Below are 18463 nucleotides of genomic sequence, written 5' to 3' on the forward strand. Positions count from 1 at the left end.
CAAAGATATATTTAATTTCATTAGCCTTTGAAAAACATACGCCTTATACACGATGCGCCGTAGTTTCCCACCCCTATGCATCAACAGTTGTTCGTAGAATTACCCCATTAAATTAAGTTTAAATACGATTGATTATTCCGGATGATGGCATAATATTTGTCATAACCCGGGGACAGGAAAACCATTTAAAGAATCTGATGACTGTGACCTCTAGGCGAAATCCAAAATCCATTCTATGAAACAACTGTACTGTTCATTGATCGCCGCGCTTTGTCTTTGGCATGCGGCGCGATCACAGACCATTGTGGGGGGGCAGCAGGTGATCACGCTGCCATCGAGTCCCTGGGCGACGACCCAGGCATTGCTTTCTCTTCCGAGTGATTACGACAGCAGCAGCACCACGACTTACCCGTTGATCCTTTTTCTGCATGGCGTCGGCCAGGCAGGCACCGATATCACCACCATGCTCTCCGATCAGGGGGGCATACCTTATAGAATATCGACGGGTTGGGTTCCCCAGGCCGTCAACCCCAAGGATGGTAAAACCTACAAGTTTATCGTCGTTTCTCCACAATCACCCAGTTGGTCTTATCAATACCAGCAGATCCAGTTCATCCTGCCGGGCATCCTTGCCAAGTACAGGGTGGACACGACGCGTATATACATTACCGGTTTATCGGCGGGCGGCAACGGCGCCCTGACCTGTATTACGGACGATCCCCATTTCTGCGGCAAGATTGCTGCCGTTTCTGTGATGTCCGCGGCTTCCATTACCTCCACCGAGGCGGCGGCCATGAAGAACGTGGCGACCAACTACCTGCCTTTCTGGGATATATGCGGAACGGCGGACCCCAACGGTTTTTATCCGCCCAACGTAGCGTATGTAGACTCCGTCTGGCTGCACAACCCCAATCCTACGCCGGACTCCACCTGGTTGTATAATGTTGGACACTCTTCCTGGTTCCAGGGCTATGACCCCACCTGGACGGGTAGGGGCGGGCATACCACCGGGATCAATATGTACCAGTGGTTCCTGCTTTGGCAACGGGGGAATACCATCCCCTGGGGACCCAACGTGACCTCATCCACGCCGCCTTCACCCGTGGCCAAGACGGTGTCGGGCAATGTGACCATCACCTTACCCCTGGATTCTACTTTATTGAACGCTTCGGCTTCCACCCCTCCCAGCGGAGGGACTATATCTTCTTATCAATGGTCCGTCCTGAGCGGGCCAACCGGCTATACGCTTAGGAGTCCTTACACGGTGCAGACGGAGCTGACCAACCTGGCGGCCGGCACCTATAAGGTGCTGCTCACCGTAACAGGCAACCTGGGCGGCGTCGGCTACGATACGGTGACCGTGACGGTAAACCCGAGTACCCACAACCCGCCGGTACCGGTGATCACGCCCACCAGCACCACGCTTACCTTACCCGCGAACAGTACGACCCTGAACGGGGCTTCGTCAACGGACGCGGGCGCCACGATATCTTCTTATACCTGGGCCATGGTCAGCGGGCCCGCCACACCCTTACTCGTCAACAACACGACCTCCGTCGCGACCGTCTCGGCGCTTGTGAGCGGGACGTATATATTTTCGCTAACCCTTAAAGATAACCTCGGGGCCACCGCGACGGGGTACGATACCGTCATCGTCAACAACCCGGCCCCGTCCAATACGCCACCCGTGGCGGCGGTGACCAACGGCTCCGTCACCGTCAATTTGCCAACGGATACCACCGTCCTGAACGGGACGCCCTCCACACCACCCGCCGGGGGGACCATCACGGGTTACCAATGGGCGGTGCTGAGCGGGCCCGCCGGCTCATCCCTGAGCGCCGCGACCAGCTCGGTGACGACCCTCAAGGGGCTGGTGGCCGGTGTGTATAAGGTGTCCCTGACCGTCACCGACGGCGCCGGCATCACAGGCGTGGACACCGTCACGGTGACGGTCGATACCGTGGCCGCCGGCTCTTCCACCTGCAGCGGCAAACGCATCCTCCTCACCCAGGCCGGGGACGGCGGGATCACGCTTCAGGGCGAGAACCTGGCCTACCAGCCCGGCGACACGCTGGTCATACCGAATACCGGCACGCCCTATACCTGGATCGACTTTACCGACCTTTATGGAACGGCGACCTGTCCCGTGACCATCATCAACAGCGGCGGCCAGGTCCATGCTACGGTCCGTTTCAATTGCGGCAACTGCCGCTTTGTCCACATGACGGGTACCGGCAGCGCCGGGACGACCTACGGCTTCCTCCTGGAAAATGCGTCCAGGACCAGCGCCGGTATCGACGTCTACGGACGCTCGGCCAATGTGGAGATCGACCACTTCAGCATGCATAACATGGATTACGGCATCTGGGTCAAACAGGACCAGGGCTGTATCGACTCACTCAACTATCCCAATTGGATCATCGATCATATCTCCATACACGACAACCGGATTGTGGGTATGTATGATGAAGGGATGTACCTCGGCACCACCGATCCCAACGGGACCCGCATCGTGACCTGTAACGGCACGGTGCCCAATCCCCTGCCCAAACCGCTTCGCCTCTCGAACTTCTCTATATATAATAATTACATAGACAGCACCGGCCGCTCGGGTATCCAGTTGTCCTGCGCCCAGACCGGGGACAACGAGATCTATGACAACCACATCAGCAATTCCGGGCAACAGCTCAACAGCCAGCAGGGGAACGGGATCAGCCTCGGGGGGTACACCACCGCCCACGTCCACAACAACCTGATCAGCAATACGTTCACCATGGGGATCTTCTCCCTGGGGGCGGGACTTGAGCGGATCGATCACAATACCATCAGCCTTAGCGGTCACCTGGAGGGTGGGTCTCCCCAGTCCGCCAGCATCATGGTGGATACACGCCCGACCACGCCCGCGGACAGCACGAACTTTATCATCAACAACAATACCCTGGGGACCAATTCGGACGTCAACATCCGGGTCTACAACAGCTACGCCACGTACTCCTACGCGAACGTGATCTGTAGCAATACGACCGTCGGCGGCGCCCCGGCCACCCTTGCCGTACCCGCGGCCGTCCATTATACGACCAACTGTACAAACCTTCCCCCGGGAAACGGAGCACCCGTCGCAAGGGCGGGCGGTAATTATACCATAACACTTCCCGTCGATACGGTGACCCTGAACGGTTCGGGATCGACCGACGCTACCGCGCCCATTATCATGTATTCGTGGACGCTCATGAGCGGACCCGGGAAACCGGAGCTGTCTAACGGCGCCACGCCCACGCCCCTCCTGTCGAACCTGGGTGTCGGCACCTACAAAATACTGCTGACCGTCATGGATACCTCCGGCGTGGACGCCGTAGATACCGCCACGGTCATCGTCAACCCCGCTTCCACCGCGGGTACCGGCCCGGTAGCCTATGCAGGGGGGAACGACACCCTGTACCTGCCCACCGATTCGCTGACCCTCAACGGCACGGGCAGCTATGCCCGGGGCGGCGCGACCCTGTCGTCTTACCAATGGAAGGTCATCAGCGGTCCTACCGGTTATGTGCTGGCGGGTGCGACGAGTCCGCTTGTGGCGTTGTCTAATATGAAAACAGCCGGGACGTACAAAGTGTCCCTGACGGTCACGGACAGCAAGGGCGTATCCGCTTCGGATACCGCCGTGATCACCGTTCTTCCCTACAACCAGATACCGGTGTCGGTCATCCTCACGGCCGATACCTCCATCACGCTGCCCACGGCACTGACCCTGGACGGCAGCCACTCTTACGTCGTCAATTCGCTTATATCCGCCTATCAATGGACCCAGGTGTCCGGCCCCAGCACGGCAACGATTACATCGTCCACCGCGTCGGCGACGACCATTACGGGCCTGGTAGCGGGTACCTATGTCTTCCAGCTCACCGTGTCGGACCTGCAGGGACAACCCGCTTCGGCAACGATCACCATCCACGTGGCCGCGGGCACGGGCGGACCGGTCGCCAACGCCGGCGGCAATCAAACGATCACCCTGCCCACCAACTCGGTCACCCTGAACGGTTCCGGTTCCAGCGAATCCGGTACGGGAAGCATTTCCTCCTATCAATGGACTTTGGTCAGCGGACCAACCGGCTATGTACTGACCAACGGCACGGCCGTCCAGGCAACGCTCGGCAGTCTGGTAGCGGGGACCTATAAGGTATCCCTGACCGTCAAGGACAACAACGGCAAGACGTCTTCCGATACGGTCACGATTACGGTCAACCCGGCCCCCCTGGGTACACCGGTGGCCAATGCGGGTAGTGACCAGGCGATCACCCTGCCCCTAGATTCGGTGAGTTTAAACGGCTCCGGTTCCAGCGAGAATGGCAACGGAAACATCACGGGTTATCAATGGAGCGTCGCCAGCGGGCCCACCGGGTCATCGTTTAGCAGCGCGACCAGCGTGGCGACGACCTTGCGCGGTTTGTCCGCGGGGACCTATGATGTCGTGCTTACCGTGACCGACAATAACGGCAAAACCGCCAGCGATACGATGATAGTGACCGTTCACGCGGCGGTACTGAACCCTGTAGCGGTTATTTCCAATACAGACACTGTACAAACCCTTCCCATTTCCAGTTTTGTCCTGGATGGTTCGACGTCATACGCACCCGCCGGCACCAGTATTACAGGCTATGCCTGGACGCAGGTATCCGGTCCATCCACGGCAACGCTGGCCACGCCGGCCACCGCCACGACGGCGGTCAGCGGCCTGGTTGCGGGTACGTATGTATTTCAGCTGACGGTCATGGACGGACAAGGCAGGACCGCATCCACCACCATCCACCTGGTGGTCAACGCGGCCGTTTTAGGTACACCGGTGGCCAACGCCGGCGGCAATATCACCATTACCCTCCCCGTCAATTCGGTAATCCTGAATGGATCGGGTTCTACCGAAACCGGCGGCACCGGGCAGATCGTCTCCTACAACTGGCAGGTAACTTCAGGCCCACGTCAATACCTCCTGACCGGGCAAACCTCGGCACAGGCAAGCCTGGACAGCCTGGTCACGGGCACCTATACGGTCGTCCTGACGGTCACCGACAACAATGGCAAAACCGCGCGTGACAGCGCGCTGATCACGGTTCAACCGGGTGTGTCCGCTCCCGTGGCCGTCATCACTGCCGATACCCTGGTTACCTTACCCGACAGCCTGCTGACGCTCGACGGCTCGCAATCTTATGTGACCGGTTCCGGTACGATTACCGCTTATGACTGGACGGAGATCGCCGGTCCCACTACGGTCATACAGGGGACTGCCAGCGGTTCGTCGATCAGTGTCACGGGTTTGGCCGTAGGAACCTACCTCTTCCAACTCACCGTCACGACCGATCAGGGACAAACGGGGACGGCCACTATAACGGTCCACGTATCCGCCGCGAGTACCGCCCAGACGATTTCGGGGATCGGTATCTGGCCCAACCCGGTACACAATAACCTCAACATCCGGCTCAACGCGAAGATCGCCGGCCAGGTGGCGCTACAGGTATACAACACGAGCGGCAACCTGGTTCTTTCGGATGGCGTCTTACTCGATGGGCAGACCACGGCGTCGGAACAGTTGAACGTGAGCAACCTCACCCCGGGCATGTATTTCCTCCAGGTGGTAACGCTCAGTGGCAAGACGACCTTGAAGTTTGTCAAACACTAGTTCCAGTTAAGGCAACCACAGATATAGAAGAGGGCTCGACAAAAGTCGGCCCTCTTTTCTTGTTTCAGTCAGTACGCCCGTTCCTTAAATGGCTTATAATAACTATCGGTCGCCAGCGACAACATCGGCAGGTCGCCGGGTGTGTCTCCGTACGCGTATATTTTTGTATAGTAAGAAAGGTTATAGCGTTTCAGGATGAGCTTGACTTTCTCTTCCCCGGCACAGTTCTGGCCGGCGATCTTGCCCGTCATCCGCCCGTTGCGCACCTTCAATTTCGTGGCGATGCATTCCAGGTTGAACTGCTGGCACCAAGGCTGGACCCAGTTCTCCGGGGACGCCGTGACGATGACGACCTGGGTGTTGTTTTGAAGGTGCCGCCGGATCTCCGACAACGCCCCCTTACGGAAGAGCGCGGGCAACCGCGTCTCCGCAAACTCCCTGCACAGCGCGTTGAATTCCGCCGCCGGCTCCCCCTTCAGAAAGTAGCCCAGCATGATCTCCTTGGCGTTATGGTTGGATAAAAGCCCCAGCTTGTACAGTACCAGGACCGGGGAAAGAAAGACCAATCCTATATAGTATTTGACACGCCCCACCTTGAACTTCAACAGCTCCGCCAGCGTATCCTTTGTGGTGATCGTGCCGTCGAAGTCGAAAAAGGCAATGGCGCTATGGGAGTAAGCGGTGACCATATCGTGGTTCGTCATAGGTTCATTTTCTTAAAAACGTTTTCGGGGATCATCCGGATCGCCAGCATGATCCATTTCCAGAGACCCTTTACATACACCGTGTTCTTTTTTCCGTCGATCCCCTTGATCACGGCCGCCGCTACCTGTTCCGGGCTGGCGGTCAGGGCGGGTGGCAGGGTCAGGTGGGCCGTCATGCGCGTGGCGGCAAAGCCCGGTTTGACCGTGATCACCGTCACACCGGTTTTAAAGGCACGGTTTCTCAGGCCAGACAGGTAGGCGGTGAAACCTGCCTTGGCGCTGCCATACAGGTAATTGCTGCCCCGTCCCCGGTCACCGGCTACGGAGCTGATGCCGATGATCGTTCCCGTTTGGCGCTTTATGTAGTCTTCCGCCACGACGTTCAGGATGGATACCGCCCCGGTATAGTTCGTTGCCAGGATGCGCTCCGCTTCTGTCCAGTCGGTCATGCCCTTGTCCTGGTCGCCTAAGTAGCCGAAGGCGCAGACGCATAGGTCCGCTTTATTCGCCGCGTAGAACGCCGGGTGGCTGTCATAGTTGCGCGCGTCGAACGTGGCCGTCGTGACTTGCACGCCGTTGCGGATCTGCAAGTCCTTTTGCAGCGTGCCGAGCAATTCCATATCCCTGCCCGCCAGGACAAGGTCGTATTTCCGTTCTGCCAGCCGGCGGGCAATGGCTACTGCCATGTCCGAGCCGGCGCCTAAGATGAGTGCTGTGGGCATAATTCCGTTTTTTGGGGCCAGGCCGCGCCATCGGCACGGCGCGCCGCGCGTTACCGCGTGATCGCGAGCCGGGCCGATTGAACCGATCTGAATTTTTGTTCCGGGTTATATTTATGTACTCGTTGTTCGAATTCGCCGGCAGCACTTTCATAGCCACTCCGGTAGGTCCGCGCGGACATCCGCGCGTCCTTGGAGAGGTAGATGCGGCCGCCGTATTGCAACACCACCTGGTCCAGCTCCTCCAGGAACGGGAATAACCCGTCCCGGACCGGGAAGTCCAGGGCCAGCGTGTAGCCTTCCATGGGGAAAGAAATACCGGTGTCCTGTGCCCCGAATACTTTCAACACCGCCAGGAACGATCCCCAGCCCTTGTCGCTGATGCGCTTCAGGATGTCGATCAGACCCGCCTTTTGGGCGATGGGTACGACGAACTGGTATTGTACGAACCCTTTTTTGCCATATCCCCGGTTCCAGTGCAGGATCGCGTCCAGGGGATAAAAGAAGGGCTCGTACGGGATCACCGAACGGGCTTCCTTGCGGAAGGCCTTATGATAGTAAAGGAAATTAAAGGCCTTTACGGTAAAATTGTTCAGCACCCAGCTCGGGAGCGTGATGGGGAAGGGGATACTTTTCTTCGGGGGGAGTTGTAGCGGGTCCGCACCGCTCTTCAGTTCCGCGCGTTTCGCGTGCTCGCCCATCAGCAGGATGCTCCGCCCAAAGCCTTTTCCTTTTTTCAAACAATCAATCCACGCGACCGAATACGTAACGTCCTTGTATTTTTCAAACAGTTCAAGAAGTTCTTCGAGGTTGTCCGCCTTTATGCGGTGCTGGCTGATATACGAGGTTTCGATGGCCTTCAACTGGAAGCGCACGCTTAGGATTACGCCCGTCAGCCCCATCCCGCCGCAGGTGGCTTCCAACAGGTCCGGGAGGTGGGTCCGGCTGCAGGTCACGATCTCTCCCGTGCTCGTCAGCAGGTCCAGCTCCAGGATGTGCCGGGAAAAAGCGCCGTCTACGTGGTGGTTCTTGCCATGTACGTCGGAGGCCACCATGCCCCCGATCGTGACGAATTTCGTCCCGGGTGTCACCGGGAGGAACCACCCCTTCGGTACGATGACCTCCAGGAGCTGGTCCAGAGTCACCCCCGACTGACAGGTGATGATCCCCGTCGTTGTATCGAAATCCGTGATCTTGTCATACTTCAGGGTACACACCGTGACGTCCGACAGCGAGGCGTCCCCGTAGCAACGGCCGTTGCCCCGGGCGATGACGGCGCGATCCGTATCGAGAAGGCTTTTGAGCTCCCCGATCGTGCGGAATGTACCTTCCTCGCTTTCCATGATGGGGTAGTTGCCCCAGTTTGCTATGCTTTTCTTCATTGCCGTTTTCGGTTTACCGGCCAGCCTCATTTAAAGAGGCTCAGGTCCGGCAGGTAGATGATCGTATAAAAACTCGCGCACCACAACAGCAGCGTCACTTGCAGAAACCGGTCCTTCAGCAGCAGTTTTGTCGGCGACCCCGTATTATTTTCCACGAAGGTGATCTGAAGATACCGCAACAGCCCCGCGATCACAAACATCGTCGTATAATAGAGCCGGTAGGTTTTCCACTGCGCCATCACCTCGGGGGAGATCGTGTACATCAGGTACGCCACGATGATGATCGCCGCGATCAGCGACATGGTGACGTTCATGAACTCCAGGTTGTATCCTTTGATCGATTTGCGCATGTCCTTGCCGGAAGACAGCTTGATCAGGATGTCGTCCCGCCGTTTGGCCACCGCCATAAAGATGGCCAGGAGGAAGATCATGATCATCAGCCATTGCGAAATGGCGATGTGCGTGATCACCCCCCCGGCCTTTATACGTAAAACAAACCCCAGCGCGAGTATGAACACGTCAAGAATGGAAATGTTCTTCAACCCCAGGGAATATCCCAGGTTCATGAAGAAATAGATCATCAGTACAAACAGGAACTTTTCTTTGATGTTCAGCGCGATCAGCACACCCCCCACCAGGCAGACAGCGCCCAGGGCCAGGCCCAGACCCGCGGGCACTTCCCCCGAGGCAAGCGGCCGTTTGCACTTCACCGGGTGTTGCCGGTCGGCCTCCCGGTCCATAAAGTCATTCAGGATATAGATGCTGCTGGCCACCAGCCCAAAGGCCAGGAACCCCAAAAACGTATGCAGAAGCAGGTCCAGATGGAACATTTCCCCCGCGAAAAACATCGGCAGGAAAAGAAAGGCGTTCTTTACCCAGTGGTGCAGGCGCATCAGCCGGATATAGGGTAGGAGGGCGGGTCTAGCGATGGTTTGACTGGAGGTAAGCATGCTCATTCTTTATAACGGCGGCGGGTTTCTCCCACTCGGCCGTAGTTGGATTGTATTGTTTCAGTACGCGGGCCGGGTTGCCGCCCACCATGGTGAAATCCGGGACGTCCTTCGTCACCACGCTGCCACCCGCCACGATACAGTGTTTCCCGATCTTTACACCCGCGGTGATCACCGCATTCGTGCCGATCCAGGTGTCGTCCCCGATGTATACGGTCGCGGTATCGCACTTCTGGTCCCTGATGGGGGTGTTGACATCGACATACCCATGGTTCAACCCCGAAACCCCCACGTGCTGGGCCATGATCACATTGTTCCCGATCACGACCGGTCCCGTCAGCACGCTGCCGATCCCGATCATACAGCGGGACCCGATGACGATCTCGCCCATGCCGTTGTTGATACACGTAAAATCCTCGATGATGCTGTCCGCCCCCAGGCGGAATGTCCGGAAGGGCATCAGGTCCAGGCGGGTCCTCCGCCGTATCTTCGACCCCTTGCCCGTTTCGCGCATAAAGGGATTGAGCAGATTCCGCACCCACCAACGCGGCCTCGCGGAACCCTCCGGCATCAACAAACGCAGCACGAAGCGTTTGGTCTTCGGGTCGTTTTGTATTTTATCGACGAGGCCCATTTAGGAAAGTTTCTCTTTGTGCTCTTTGTGCCGTCCGCCCAGCAAAATTGGCGGTATCCAAAGCTTCGCCGTTTCTTTCAGGCTCGTTATGGCCCTTGCTTTTTTATCCTCGTTCCGGTATACGAAAAGCGTATTGTGGTCCGTTTCGCTCACGCTCGCTTCTTCCGCCGGACGCCCGTTGGTATAGTAATATAAGGCCAGCGACTTCCGCGACCGGTCCGGGGGACACGTCAGCGGGTTCGGGTGCCCATGGTAAGAATCGCTCGTCGTGGAAAACATCGCCATCCGGTTGAACAAAGGCAGAATCTTTTTGCGGCACCCCTTCATTTCCCGGTCCCACAACTCGAAATGCCCCCCGTACGACTCATCCCAGTTTTCGTTCAGGTACACCAACACGTTTATCCGCCGGTCCAGCTTTGTTTTCGGGTGTTTGTTAAAGTCCGCGTGCAGCTTCAGCATCCCGCCCGGCTGGATCTGGTGACACCCCCCGCCGTCATAAAACGGATCCGGGATCAGGTTTTCGATCCCCGTCAGTTCTGTCAGAAATTCCAGGAAAGGCTGCGAATTCAGGTAGTGCATAAACAGCTTTGTCCGCTCTCCAAACCGTCCCTCCCCCTTGCTCGCCAGCTTCACCTGATTCGGGTCGTTAAACTGCAGGTCCGGCTTCTTCGACATATCCGGGAACTCCTCCAACACCGCGTACAACACCTCGGGGTTAAAAAAGTTGTCAAAATAAATGTTCGGGAAAGGATCCGCCGTTTTATATTCCTCCGCATGCGCGGTTCCAAAAGCCTTGAGGTCACCGAGGCTGGCGTTGATGAAGTTCATCTCCAATATGGGGTTTAAGCGGTAAACAAAACTTTACAGCTTCGAAATTAGATATTCAACCTGCGCCATTTTTGGGATTCCCGTAAAGCGGTTGTTTTATTTAACGTCCGTTGGATTTTCGGGGTTAAACGATGATCGTTATCTTGCTGTCTCGTAAAAAAGCTCCCCATGACCTCTGTTTCCCGACGTTCCGACGCCTTCCTGATCATTGCTTTCTCATTGATTCCCTTGGCGTTACACTTCCCTTACCGGGTCAATATCTTCCTTTCCTGGGAGGGGGCCTATCGTTTGTACCTCGGGGAGGTGCCCTACCGGGACTTTGGGGTGCCCATGGGGGTGGGGTACTGGCTGCTGCCCGCGGTCTTCTTTAAGTTGTTCGGGCCCAGTATGTTATCGCTTATAAAGGCGCAGGTGGTGCTCAATATTATCGCGGGATTGTCGTTCCGTTCTTTGCTGCGGCGGCTCGATGTGCCGTTTGGGGTGCGCGTGGCTTCTGTGCTCGTGCTTTGCTTGTCCTATATACTCGTGAATTTCTGGCCTTGGTATAATAATACGGACATCTTGTATGGGATTGTGGGGATCAACCTGCTGCTGGGGGCGCTCGCGCCGGCTGCTGGTGCCCTGGCCGCAGGCGCCGCGCCGCCGGCTTCCGCCCCCGCGCCGCATCCCGACGCCTCCGGGCGCCGCTTCCTTTACCTGCTCGGCGCCGCCTTCTTCCTCTTCCTCTCGTTCTTCACCAAACAAGACGGCGGCTTCCTCATGTTCGCCATCGCGGCCGCCCTCGTCGTACACGACGGTCTGGCGACCCGCCGGTGGAACAACGCCCTTTTGTTTTTTGGCCTTTATGTGTTGATCGCGCTCGTGGTGATCCTGCCCTTTACCCGCTATACCTTCGGCTACTGGTTCAACCATGGCCAACCGCCCCATACCGCGCGGCTGTCCCCCCGCGATATGATCCAGGAGTTCCTGGAGGCGTCTCAATGGATCAAATTCTACCTGTTGCTTGTCCTGCTCATCGTCCTTGCCAAGGGGCGCCGGTTGGGCTGGAAGGCCTTCTGGAGCAACCGGAGGGAGGTTAGTTTCTTGTTGGTTACCGTGGGAATCCTCGGGGCTGCAGCAGTCTTTCAGGTGACGAGCTATACCCCGCCCGATAATAATATCTTTTTCCACGCCTTTGCGATCGCCTATGTGCTCGATGGGGTGACCTTTTTGACCGCCTGGGCGCCTGACAGCCCCGGCCGCCTGGCCTGGTTGCTTGCCGGAGTCCTTCTTTGGTGGTCAGGGTCCTACTGGAAGTACATCGACCGCATTTCCTCCCGGATTTTTCCCGGGCCTGCGATGGCGACCGTTTCGCCTACCGGGGAGAACGTGATCAACGAGCATACGTATATGATCAACCTCGACACCACGCACTACGAGGATGAGAGTACCTGGGAGCAGGTACCGGATATGCCGGCGTTCAAGCGGATATATATGCCACCGTCGACGGTGGCTGGGATTCAGCGGTTAAGGAAGATGCCGGAGTTTACCGGCGGGCCGATACCGGTGGGGGATGGGATGATGGGGGCCAACCCCATGGGCGCCACTACCACAGGCGCCGCGACGACCGCGGGCGCCAAAGCCGTCCCAGACGCAGCTTCGCCCACAGACAAGGGCATCAACGGTGGCGGCATGATGCCCCATGGCGGCTCCGCCAACCCCTCCGCCTCCGACCCCTGGGCCCCGGGGCCCGGCATGGCGCCGATGACCCGCACCCTGCCGGCCGGGGTGCGCCCGCATGTGCTCAATATGAGCGAGCTCACGCCGCTCGCGCGGGAGCTCAACTTTACCGAAGACAAGGGGCCGATGGAGCCGCTTTGGTACCACCTCGGGGTGTGCATGTTCAACCGCGAGGCGGATACCGTGTGTGCGCGGATCGCCCGCGGGGGGTATGACCTCGTCCTGTTTGAATACGTGCCGGGGTTGAATAACTTTTACCCGTTCCGGGTGAGGGATTCCTTAAAGGTTCATTATGTACTCGTAGACTCGTTCCTGGCACCGCGGCGACCGACCAATGGGGTGGTGGAGGTGTATAGGAAAAAATAGGACGATTTTAAGCCCCAAACCCTCGAAGCGTAAGAAAGTGAAATTGATGAGGCTATCGTCTGCTCATCCCCAAGCGCTCGAATCTCATCTTCCGCCCTCGTGAGAAATTATCGAACAATTAAGAAGATGGTCACTCCCGGTCTCTCAAAAAAATAGGCACGACGTTTTGTCCTCAACCTACGTTATTGGCTATAAACCGGCGGCCGCATCCCAACGATGCAGCCGCCCTTTTTTCGTAGATTTGTTGCCCCAAAATATCTCAAATCTATGGCTGACGAAATAAATAAGTCTCTACAGAAGATAGCAGCTATGGTGAAGACCATACACGAAGCAACTCGAAATAACGCCTATACAGAGCTTTTGACCTATTCAGTCATCTCTTTTGACAATGTCTGGAACCCCGGTGTAATCCAATCCGCCAGAGAGTTTAAGATTACACTTCATGTACACCCCGACGTCTATGTCAAATTGTATACAATCATACCTTCTATGGCGAAGACTCTACGTAATGACTTTAATAGGGTATCCAATTATGAATTCTCGGAGATTGAGATCCTGCCAGACTACGACAAATTTACCCTTGTCGATGCCACCATCCAACCTGTTTTTACCCCTTGGGATGAAATCAACCAAAGTCAGGAAAAGCTATTAGTAATGCTGCGGCAAAGTACCGACCACTTAGACTTCCAAAACATAGGTAATACCGCCCGAACAATATTGCAGAACTTGGCCGATATCGTTTACGATCCAAGTCGGCACGCTCACGAAGACCCGTCCGCCGATATGTCCGCTGGCAAATTCAAAAACCGGCTGAATGCATATATACATACTGAATTAAAGGGATCAGGCAACGAAGAGCTACGGAATTTCGCCGATGCCCAGATCACTGCGATGAAGAAGACAATAGACCTGGCCAACGCGACGACCCACAAATTAAACGTAGGCCGTCCATTCGCCGAAGCGTGTGCAGTTGGAACCATCCACGTAATTAGTATCATTAAAACTATCAACAAATCAAAGGCATAGCGCCTACCCGGCATTTCGGCTGAACGGCCTTTGCAAAGGAGAGGGGATAGTTGGAAGATATATTTCGTGTTCGGAGAAATCTTTAATTACGTAGATGGCTTCCGTGTCGCCATCAAGCAAACCAATACAACCACGATAGAAACAAAAGCATTTTCATATAGCAGTATGCGATATAGTGAAAGATAAGTAACTGTGACTTTCAAAGACAATTTAGGATTGCATTCCCTTCTAAGATACAAAATGATATGCACAAAGGATACGTCACCACTTCAATATCCATCCTGTCTGCTATGACAGGCATCGCTTTGTCGCCAATCATTTTTATATAGCGCCGCGGTCGCCAAATTGGGTCGCGCCCTGTTTTTTCCAAAACGGCGGCACAATTTTCCCCTGCCTATAACACAACACCATCAAAACCCCCGTAGCCACCAAACAAAAGACCGGCGCCTGCACAGACCCCTCAGGCCCGAATGCCCCCCCGGTAACCCACGTCGCCCCCTGTATCTTCGAAGTCAAAAGGCTGTCGGAAATCGCCACCCCCGACGTGCTCGCGCCAAAAATCCCCGACTGCGTAAAGTTCCACGCAAAATGGATGGCAATAGGAAACCATAAATTCCGTGAATACATGTAAGCCACCCCTAAAAGCAGCCCCGCCTCGATGGCGATCCCCATCGCCGTGATCAATGAGCTATTCGGGTTGGCCAGGTGAAGCAGGCCAAAAATCAACGCAGAAATACCCAGGGCCAGAAGGCTGCCCAGCTTTTCTTCCATGATCCTGAACAAAACACCCCTGATCAGGACCTCCTCGATGATGGCCGCCGTAAAAGCCATGATCAACCCGGGAAGGACAGCCGCGATGGGATTGATGGAGATGACGGTGAAGTCATGATTCAAATAAATAACCCCTATAGTCAGGGTTTGCAGCAGGGCGCCGAGTAGGATGCCCACCACCAGATACATCCCGTTAGGGGACAACTCCGTGATTTTCCTTTTCTCATAAAACCTGAAAAGTAGGATATAGGCGGCGAGCGTCAGGATGACCACCACGATGGCCCTGACCAGTTTTTGGTCGATCAATCTTTGCCCGAGCTGGATCACGCCAACGATGACGATAAGCCCGATAAGGATCTTTCTGAGCGGGAAGTCCAGGATTTTTTTTGCAGTCATCTTGCATTAGGTAGGTTTAGGGCACAATATAAGTGATTATCAACTTGTTGAAAATGACTACAATTTTATAGTCAAAAAATTTGACTATGAGTTTATAGTCATTAATTTTGACAATATTTCTATAGTCATGCGGAATATCGTGGGCACACCAGCCAGAGGGGAGAATTTCTTTAGACGAGACCGGGAGGTTCGTAAAATCCTCGACAGTATTAATAACGATAACAATATTCAAATCGCTGCGCCAAGGCGTGTGGGGAAAACCTCTATTTTGTTTTACATGCTCGATAATCTGGTGCAGGGATACCGCTATGTCTATGTGGATACGGAAAGCGTTTACTCGGAACAGGATTTTTACAAGAAGCTGTTGAAGGAAATCCTAAAGCTCGAAGGAATGGAAACGCTAACCGTTCGGTTTCTGAAAGCGGCCGGTGGTATGGCCAGGAAAATAAAAGGCATAAAAATAGCAGGGCAGGGGATTGATTTTAACGACGGAGAACATGAGGTTTCTTATTATGATGACCTGACGCATCTTCTCGCCGGTATTCCCATGGAAAAGGATCGAAAGTTGATATTGCTGATCGACGAATTCCCTCAAACCATTCAGAACATAGTACGCTCAAAGGGGGCCGAAGCGGCCATACAATTCTTGCAATCCAACCGGACGTTGAGGTTAAGCCCCGACATTGTAAGCAGGGTACGCTTTATATATACGGGTTCCATAGGGCTTAACCACACCGTATCCACCATCGACTCGACCGCCTTCATCAATGACCTCAGCACGTTGGAAATAGGCCCTTTGAGCAGGGCAGACGCCGGTTTTCTCCTGGTGGAACTGTTGAAAGAGAAGGGGGGATCCATTGCGCCGGCCGCCAGTGATCACCTTTTGGAAAAATTGGAATGGTTGATTCCCTTTCATATACAACTGCTCGTCCAGGAGCTGCTCAGTCTTGAAGGAGCCACGACCATAAACATTGCAGATGTAGATCTTGCCTTCGGCAATGCCATTGCTGTTCGCAATGACAACCACTTTGCACACTACTATAGCCGGCTAAAGACCCAGTTTAAAGGAGCGGATCTGGGGTATGCCCTGGAGGTACTGAACACCATTGCGGAATCAGGTACCGTGCATTTTATTGAGCTGTTGGATGTGTCTGTTAAGTTTAATATTGAGTTTAGGAAAATAATAGACGTATTGGTGTATGATGGCTATATCAATAACATCGGGGACAAAAGGATTTACCGGTTCAATTCCCCGTTGGTGAGGATGTGGTGGCAAAAATTTATCTGCAAATAAGTACGTATGGGCTTCTTTCTTTATAATCCCGATCAAAAAAGCAGAGAGGAAAGCATTGCGGAGTTTGTGGTCCGGCAGAACATTTACCGGGAGGTGCTTGATGACCTGGAGGGTTCTTCCATGGCGTATCCAGAGCAACATTTTATCATCATCGGTCAGAGAGGGATGGGTAAGACGACGCTACTGCAACGAATAAAATATGGTATAGAAGAATCAAAGACGTTGAATCGTTGGCTGATCCCCGTATCATTTCCAGAAGAGCAATATCAGTTAAGCGAACTCGCGAATGTCTGGGAATATATAGCCGGTTATTTGGAAGATTTTAACGGATTCGAAGGATTATCGGATCAAATTCGACAATGGCAATACGCGGACGATTTTGAGGAGCGCGCCTTTGATATGCTGAAATCGATGCTGAACAAGTGCGGGAAGAAACTGGTTTTACTGATGGACAACCTCGGCGATTTGTTCATGAAGCTTGAGCTTAAAGACGTGTATCGCTTTCGGGAAATTTTGCAAACGGCGAGCGAGATCAGGGTGATAGGAGGGGCGATCCATATCGGGGGGTTACTGGAATATCAAATGCCTTTTTACGAGTTTTTCAAGATTATAAGACTGGAGGGATTGACGAAGGAGGAGACCTTGCATTTGATAGAAAAGTTAGCGGAGCTGAAGTCAGAAAAGGACAAAATCAAGCAGATAATCGATGAGTCGCCGGGCCGTGTGGAAACGCTCAGGGTTTTGACAGGAGGCGTGCCGAGGACCATTGCCATCATGTTTGGAATATTTTTAGATCACCAGCATGAGGGAGCTATGGATGACCTGTATAGGATTATGGACCTGGCTACCCCTTTGTATAAACATAGGATGGATGACTTGCCGGTACAACTGCAAAAGATCATGGATGCGGTGGCGAGGCACTGGGAGCCGATTTCTGTAAAGGAACTGGCGCAAAAAACCAGGATAGCCAGCAAGACATTGTCTGCCCAGTTGAACAACCTTGAACGGCAAGAGCTTGTTATCAAAAACGATACGGCTACCAAAAACAAGACGTACCTGATAAAAGAACGTTTCTGGAATATTTGGTATCTGATGCGCTATGGCCGAAAGGATGATAAGATGAAGATCATCTGGCTGGTGAGATTTTTGGAGAGTTGGTCAAGCACGGAGGAGTTGCAAATGCGGATTGAGTCTTTTGTCGAAAAGGTAAAAAAGACCGACATCAGCGAGGAACAGATCAGGCTATACGCTGGCGTATATACGTCTTTGCAAACGCTCCCGCTCAGCAGCAGGTTGAAGCTGAAGACTATTGAAAAAGAAATGCGACATGAAGTGGAGATGAGTGATGATGAACTGTATGCGAGCGCCAAAATAGAATTTAAAAAGGGAAACCTTGAAGAAAGTGTACGGCTTTTTTTGAAGGTTTCAGACATGGTAGGAAGGAGGTTTGATTTGCTATTCGAGCTCACTTTAAAAAATGCTTTAGCCATAACTTTCGAAAATTTGCGAATGGATAAAGAAGTCAATCAGATTAGGCTTCTTTGGCTGTATACCATGGAAGAATTGATATTCAGCGATAGAGTGATGGGCGTGTGCGATGGTCACATGGAAATGGATTATGAACGTCAATTGAGAATGTTGCGGCGTTGCCTCGAAATTCAAATGGCTTGTCATGAAATGGACATATTGGGGAAATGGGATCGTGTTTTTTCGATTTTTGTTGTCCGGGAGGCCATGGGACGGTTTATCTCGTTGGGCTTTTACAATTTCATTCTTAAAATGGCGGAGGAAACCGTTGTCCTGGTGGTAGGTAAAACAGTTCCCTTTAAAGATATATGGAGGCCTCTTTATCTGGCCATCCGATACCTATATGAACCGGAAGAATTGGAGAAGCAGCCCCATGAGCTGAAAGAACATGCGAAATTGATTGCGCAGCTATTGCTGGAAAAAATCGAGAAAGCAGATCACCCGGAAATAAAAAAGCGGGCGCCCAAATAGAGCGC

Annotated in this window: 12 protein-coding genes; 5 read left to right on the forward strand and 7 right to left on the reverse strand. The window is 54.2% G+C overall.

Features of this window, described 5'->3' with window-relative positions; genetic code table 11:
* Nucleotides 1-235: 235 nt before the first annotated feature.
* Nucleotides 236-5671, forward strand: a complete 5436-nt coding sequence (locus EDB95_RS14660) for a PKD domain-containing protein (RefSeq protein WP_133994552.1) — start codon at nucleotides 236-238, stop codon at nucleotides 5669-5671.
* Between the two features lie 68 nt (nucleotides 5672-5739).
* Here the strand turns inward: EDB95_RS14660 and EDB95_RS14665 are convergent, their stop codons facing one another.
* The 6 genes from EDB95_RS14665 to EDB95_RS14690 are packed head-to-tail and all read right to left on the reverse strand — an operon-like array spanning nucleotide 5740 to nucleotide 10888.
* Nucleotides 5740-6375, reverse strand: a complete 636-nt coding sequence (locus EDB95_RS14665; RefSeq protein ID WP_133994553.1) for an HAD family hydrolase — start codon at nucleotides 6373-6375, stop codon at nucleotides 5740-5742.
* Nucleotides 6372-7097, reverse strand: coding sequence for an SDR family oxidoreductase (locus tag EDB95_RS14670; RefSeq protein ID WP_133994554.1), 726 nt, complete (start codon nucleotides 7095-7097; stop codon nucleotides 6372-6374). Before EDB95_RS14670 ends, EDB95_RS14665 begins: the two co-directional genes overlap by 4 nt.
* A gap of 50 nt (nucleotides 7098-7147) precedes the next feature.
* The gene (locus tag EDB95_RS14675; protein ID WP_133994555.1) at nucleotides 7148-8476 is read right to left on the reverse strand and encodes an FAD-binding oxidoreductase; all 1329 of its coding nucleotides are present in this window, start codon (nucleotides 8474-8476) and stop codon (nucleotides 7148-7150) included.
* Nucleotides 8477-8502: 26 nt separating this feature from the next.
* On the reverse strand, nucleotides 8503-9426 hold the full coding sequence (locus EDB95_RS14680; protein ID WP_133994556.1) for a decaprenyl-phosphate phosphoribosyltransferase: 924 nt from the start codon (nucleotides 9424-9426) through the stop codon (nucleotides 8503-8505).
* A complete protein-coding gene (locus EDB95_RS14685) occupies nucleotides 9398-10060 on the reverse strand; it encodes an acyltransferase (protein WP_133994557.1) in 663 nt (220 codons plus the stop codon). The genes EDB95_RS14680 and EDB95_RS14685 overlap by 29 nt, the downstream gene beginning before the upstream one ends.
* Nucleotides 10061-10888, reverse strand: coding sequence for a 2OG-Fe(II) oxygenase (locus tag EDB95_RS14690; protein ID WP_133994558.1), 828 nt, complete (start codon nucleotides 10886-10888; stop codon nucleotides 10061-10063).
* 168 nt (nucleotides 10889-11056) lie between these two features.
* On the opposite strand from EDB95_RS14690, the gene EDB95_RS14695 reads away from it, so the two are divergent.
* Both EDB95_RS14695 and EDB95_RS14700 read left to right on the forward strand, forming a co-directional pair.
* On the forward strand, nucleotides 11057-12973 hold the full coding sequence (locus EDB95_RS14695) for a hypothetical protein (RefSeq protein ID WP_133994559.1): 1917 nt from the start codon (nucleotides 11057-11059) through the stop codon (nucleotides 12971-12973).
* Nucleotides 12974-13240: 267 nt separating this feature from the next.
* Nucleotides 13241-13999: a hypothetical protein gene (locus EDB95_RS14700; RefSeq protein ID WP_133994560.1), complete on the forward strand. Its 759-nt coding sequence runs from the start codon at nucleotides 13241-13243 to the stop codon at nucleotides 13997-13999.
* Between the two features lie 321 nt (nucleotides 14000-14320).
* Here EDB95_RS14700 and EDB95_RS14705 read toward each other — a convergent pair whose 3' ends face one another.
* A complete protein-coding gene (locus tag EDB95_RS14705) occupies nucleotides 14321-15166 on the reverse strand; it encodes a CPBP family intramembrane glutamic endopeptidase (protein WP_133994561.1) in 846 nt (281 codons plus the stop codon).
* 277 nt (nucleotides 15167-15443) lie between these two features.
* Here EDB95_RS14705 and EDB95_RS14710 point away from each other — a divergent pair, with 277 nt between their 5' ends.
* Nucleotides 15444-16460 (forward strand): hypothetical protein, encoded by a 1017-nt coding sequence (locus tag EDB95_RS14710; protein WP_133994562.1) that lies wholly within the window; start codon nucleotides 15444-15446, stop codon nucleotides 16458-16460.
* Nucleotides 16461-16466: 6 nt separating this feature from the next.
* Nucleotides 16467-18458, forward strand: a complete 1992-nt coding sequence (locus EDB95_RS14715) for an ATP-binding protein (RefSeq protein ID WP_133994563.1) — start codon at nucleotides 16467-16469, stop codon at nucleotides 18456-18458.
* Nucleotides 18459-18463: the final 5 nt, after the last annotated feature.

The sequence above is a fragment of the Dinghuibacter silviterrae genome (assembly GCF_004366355.1).
Taxonomy (GTDB): domain Bacteria; phylum Bacteroidota; class Bacteroidia; order Chitinophagales; family Chitinophagaceae; genus Dinghuibacter; species Dinghuibacter silviterrae.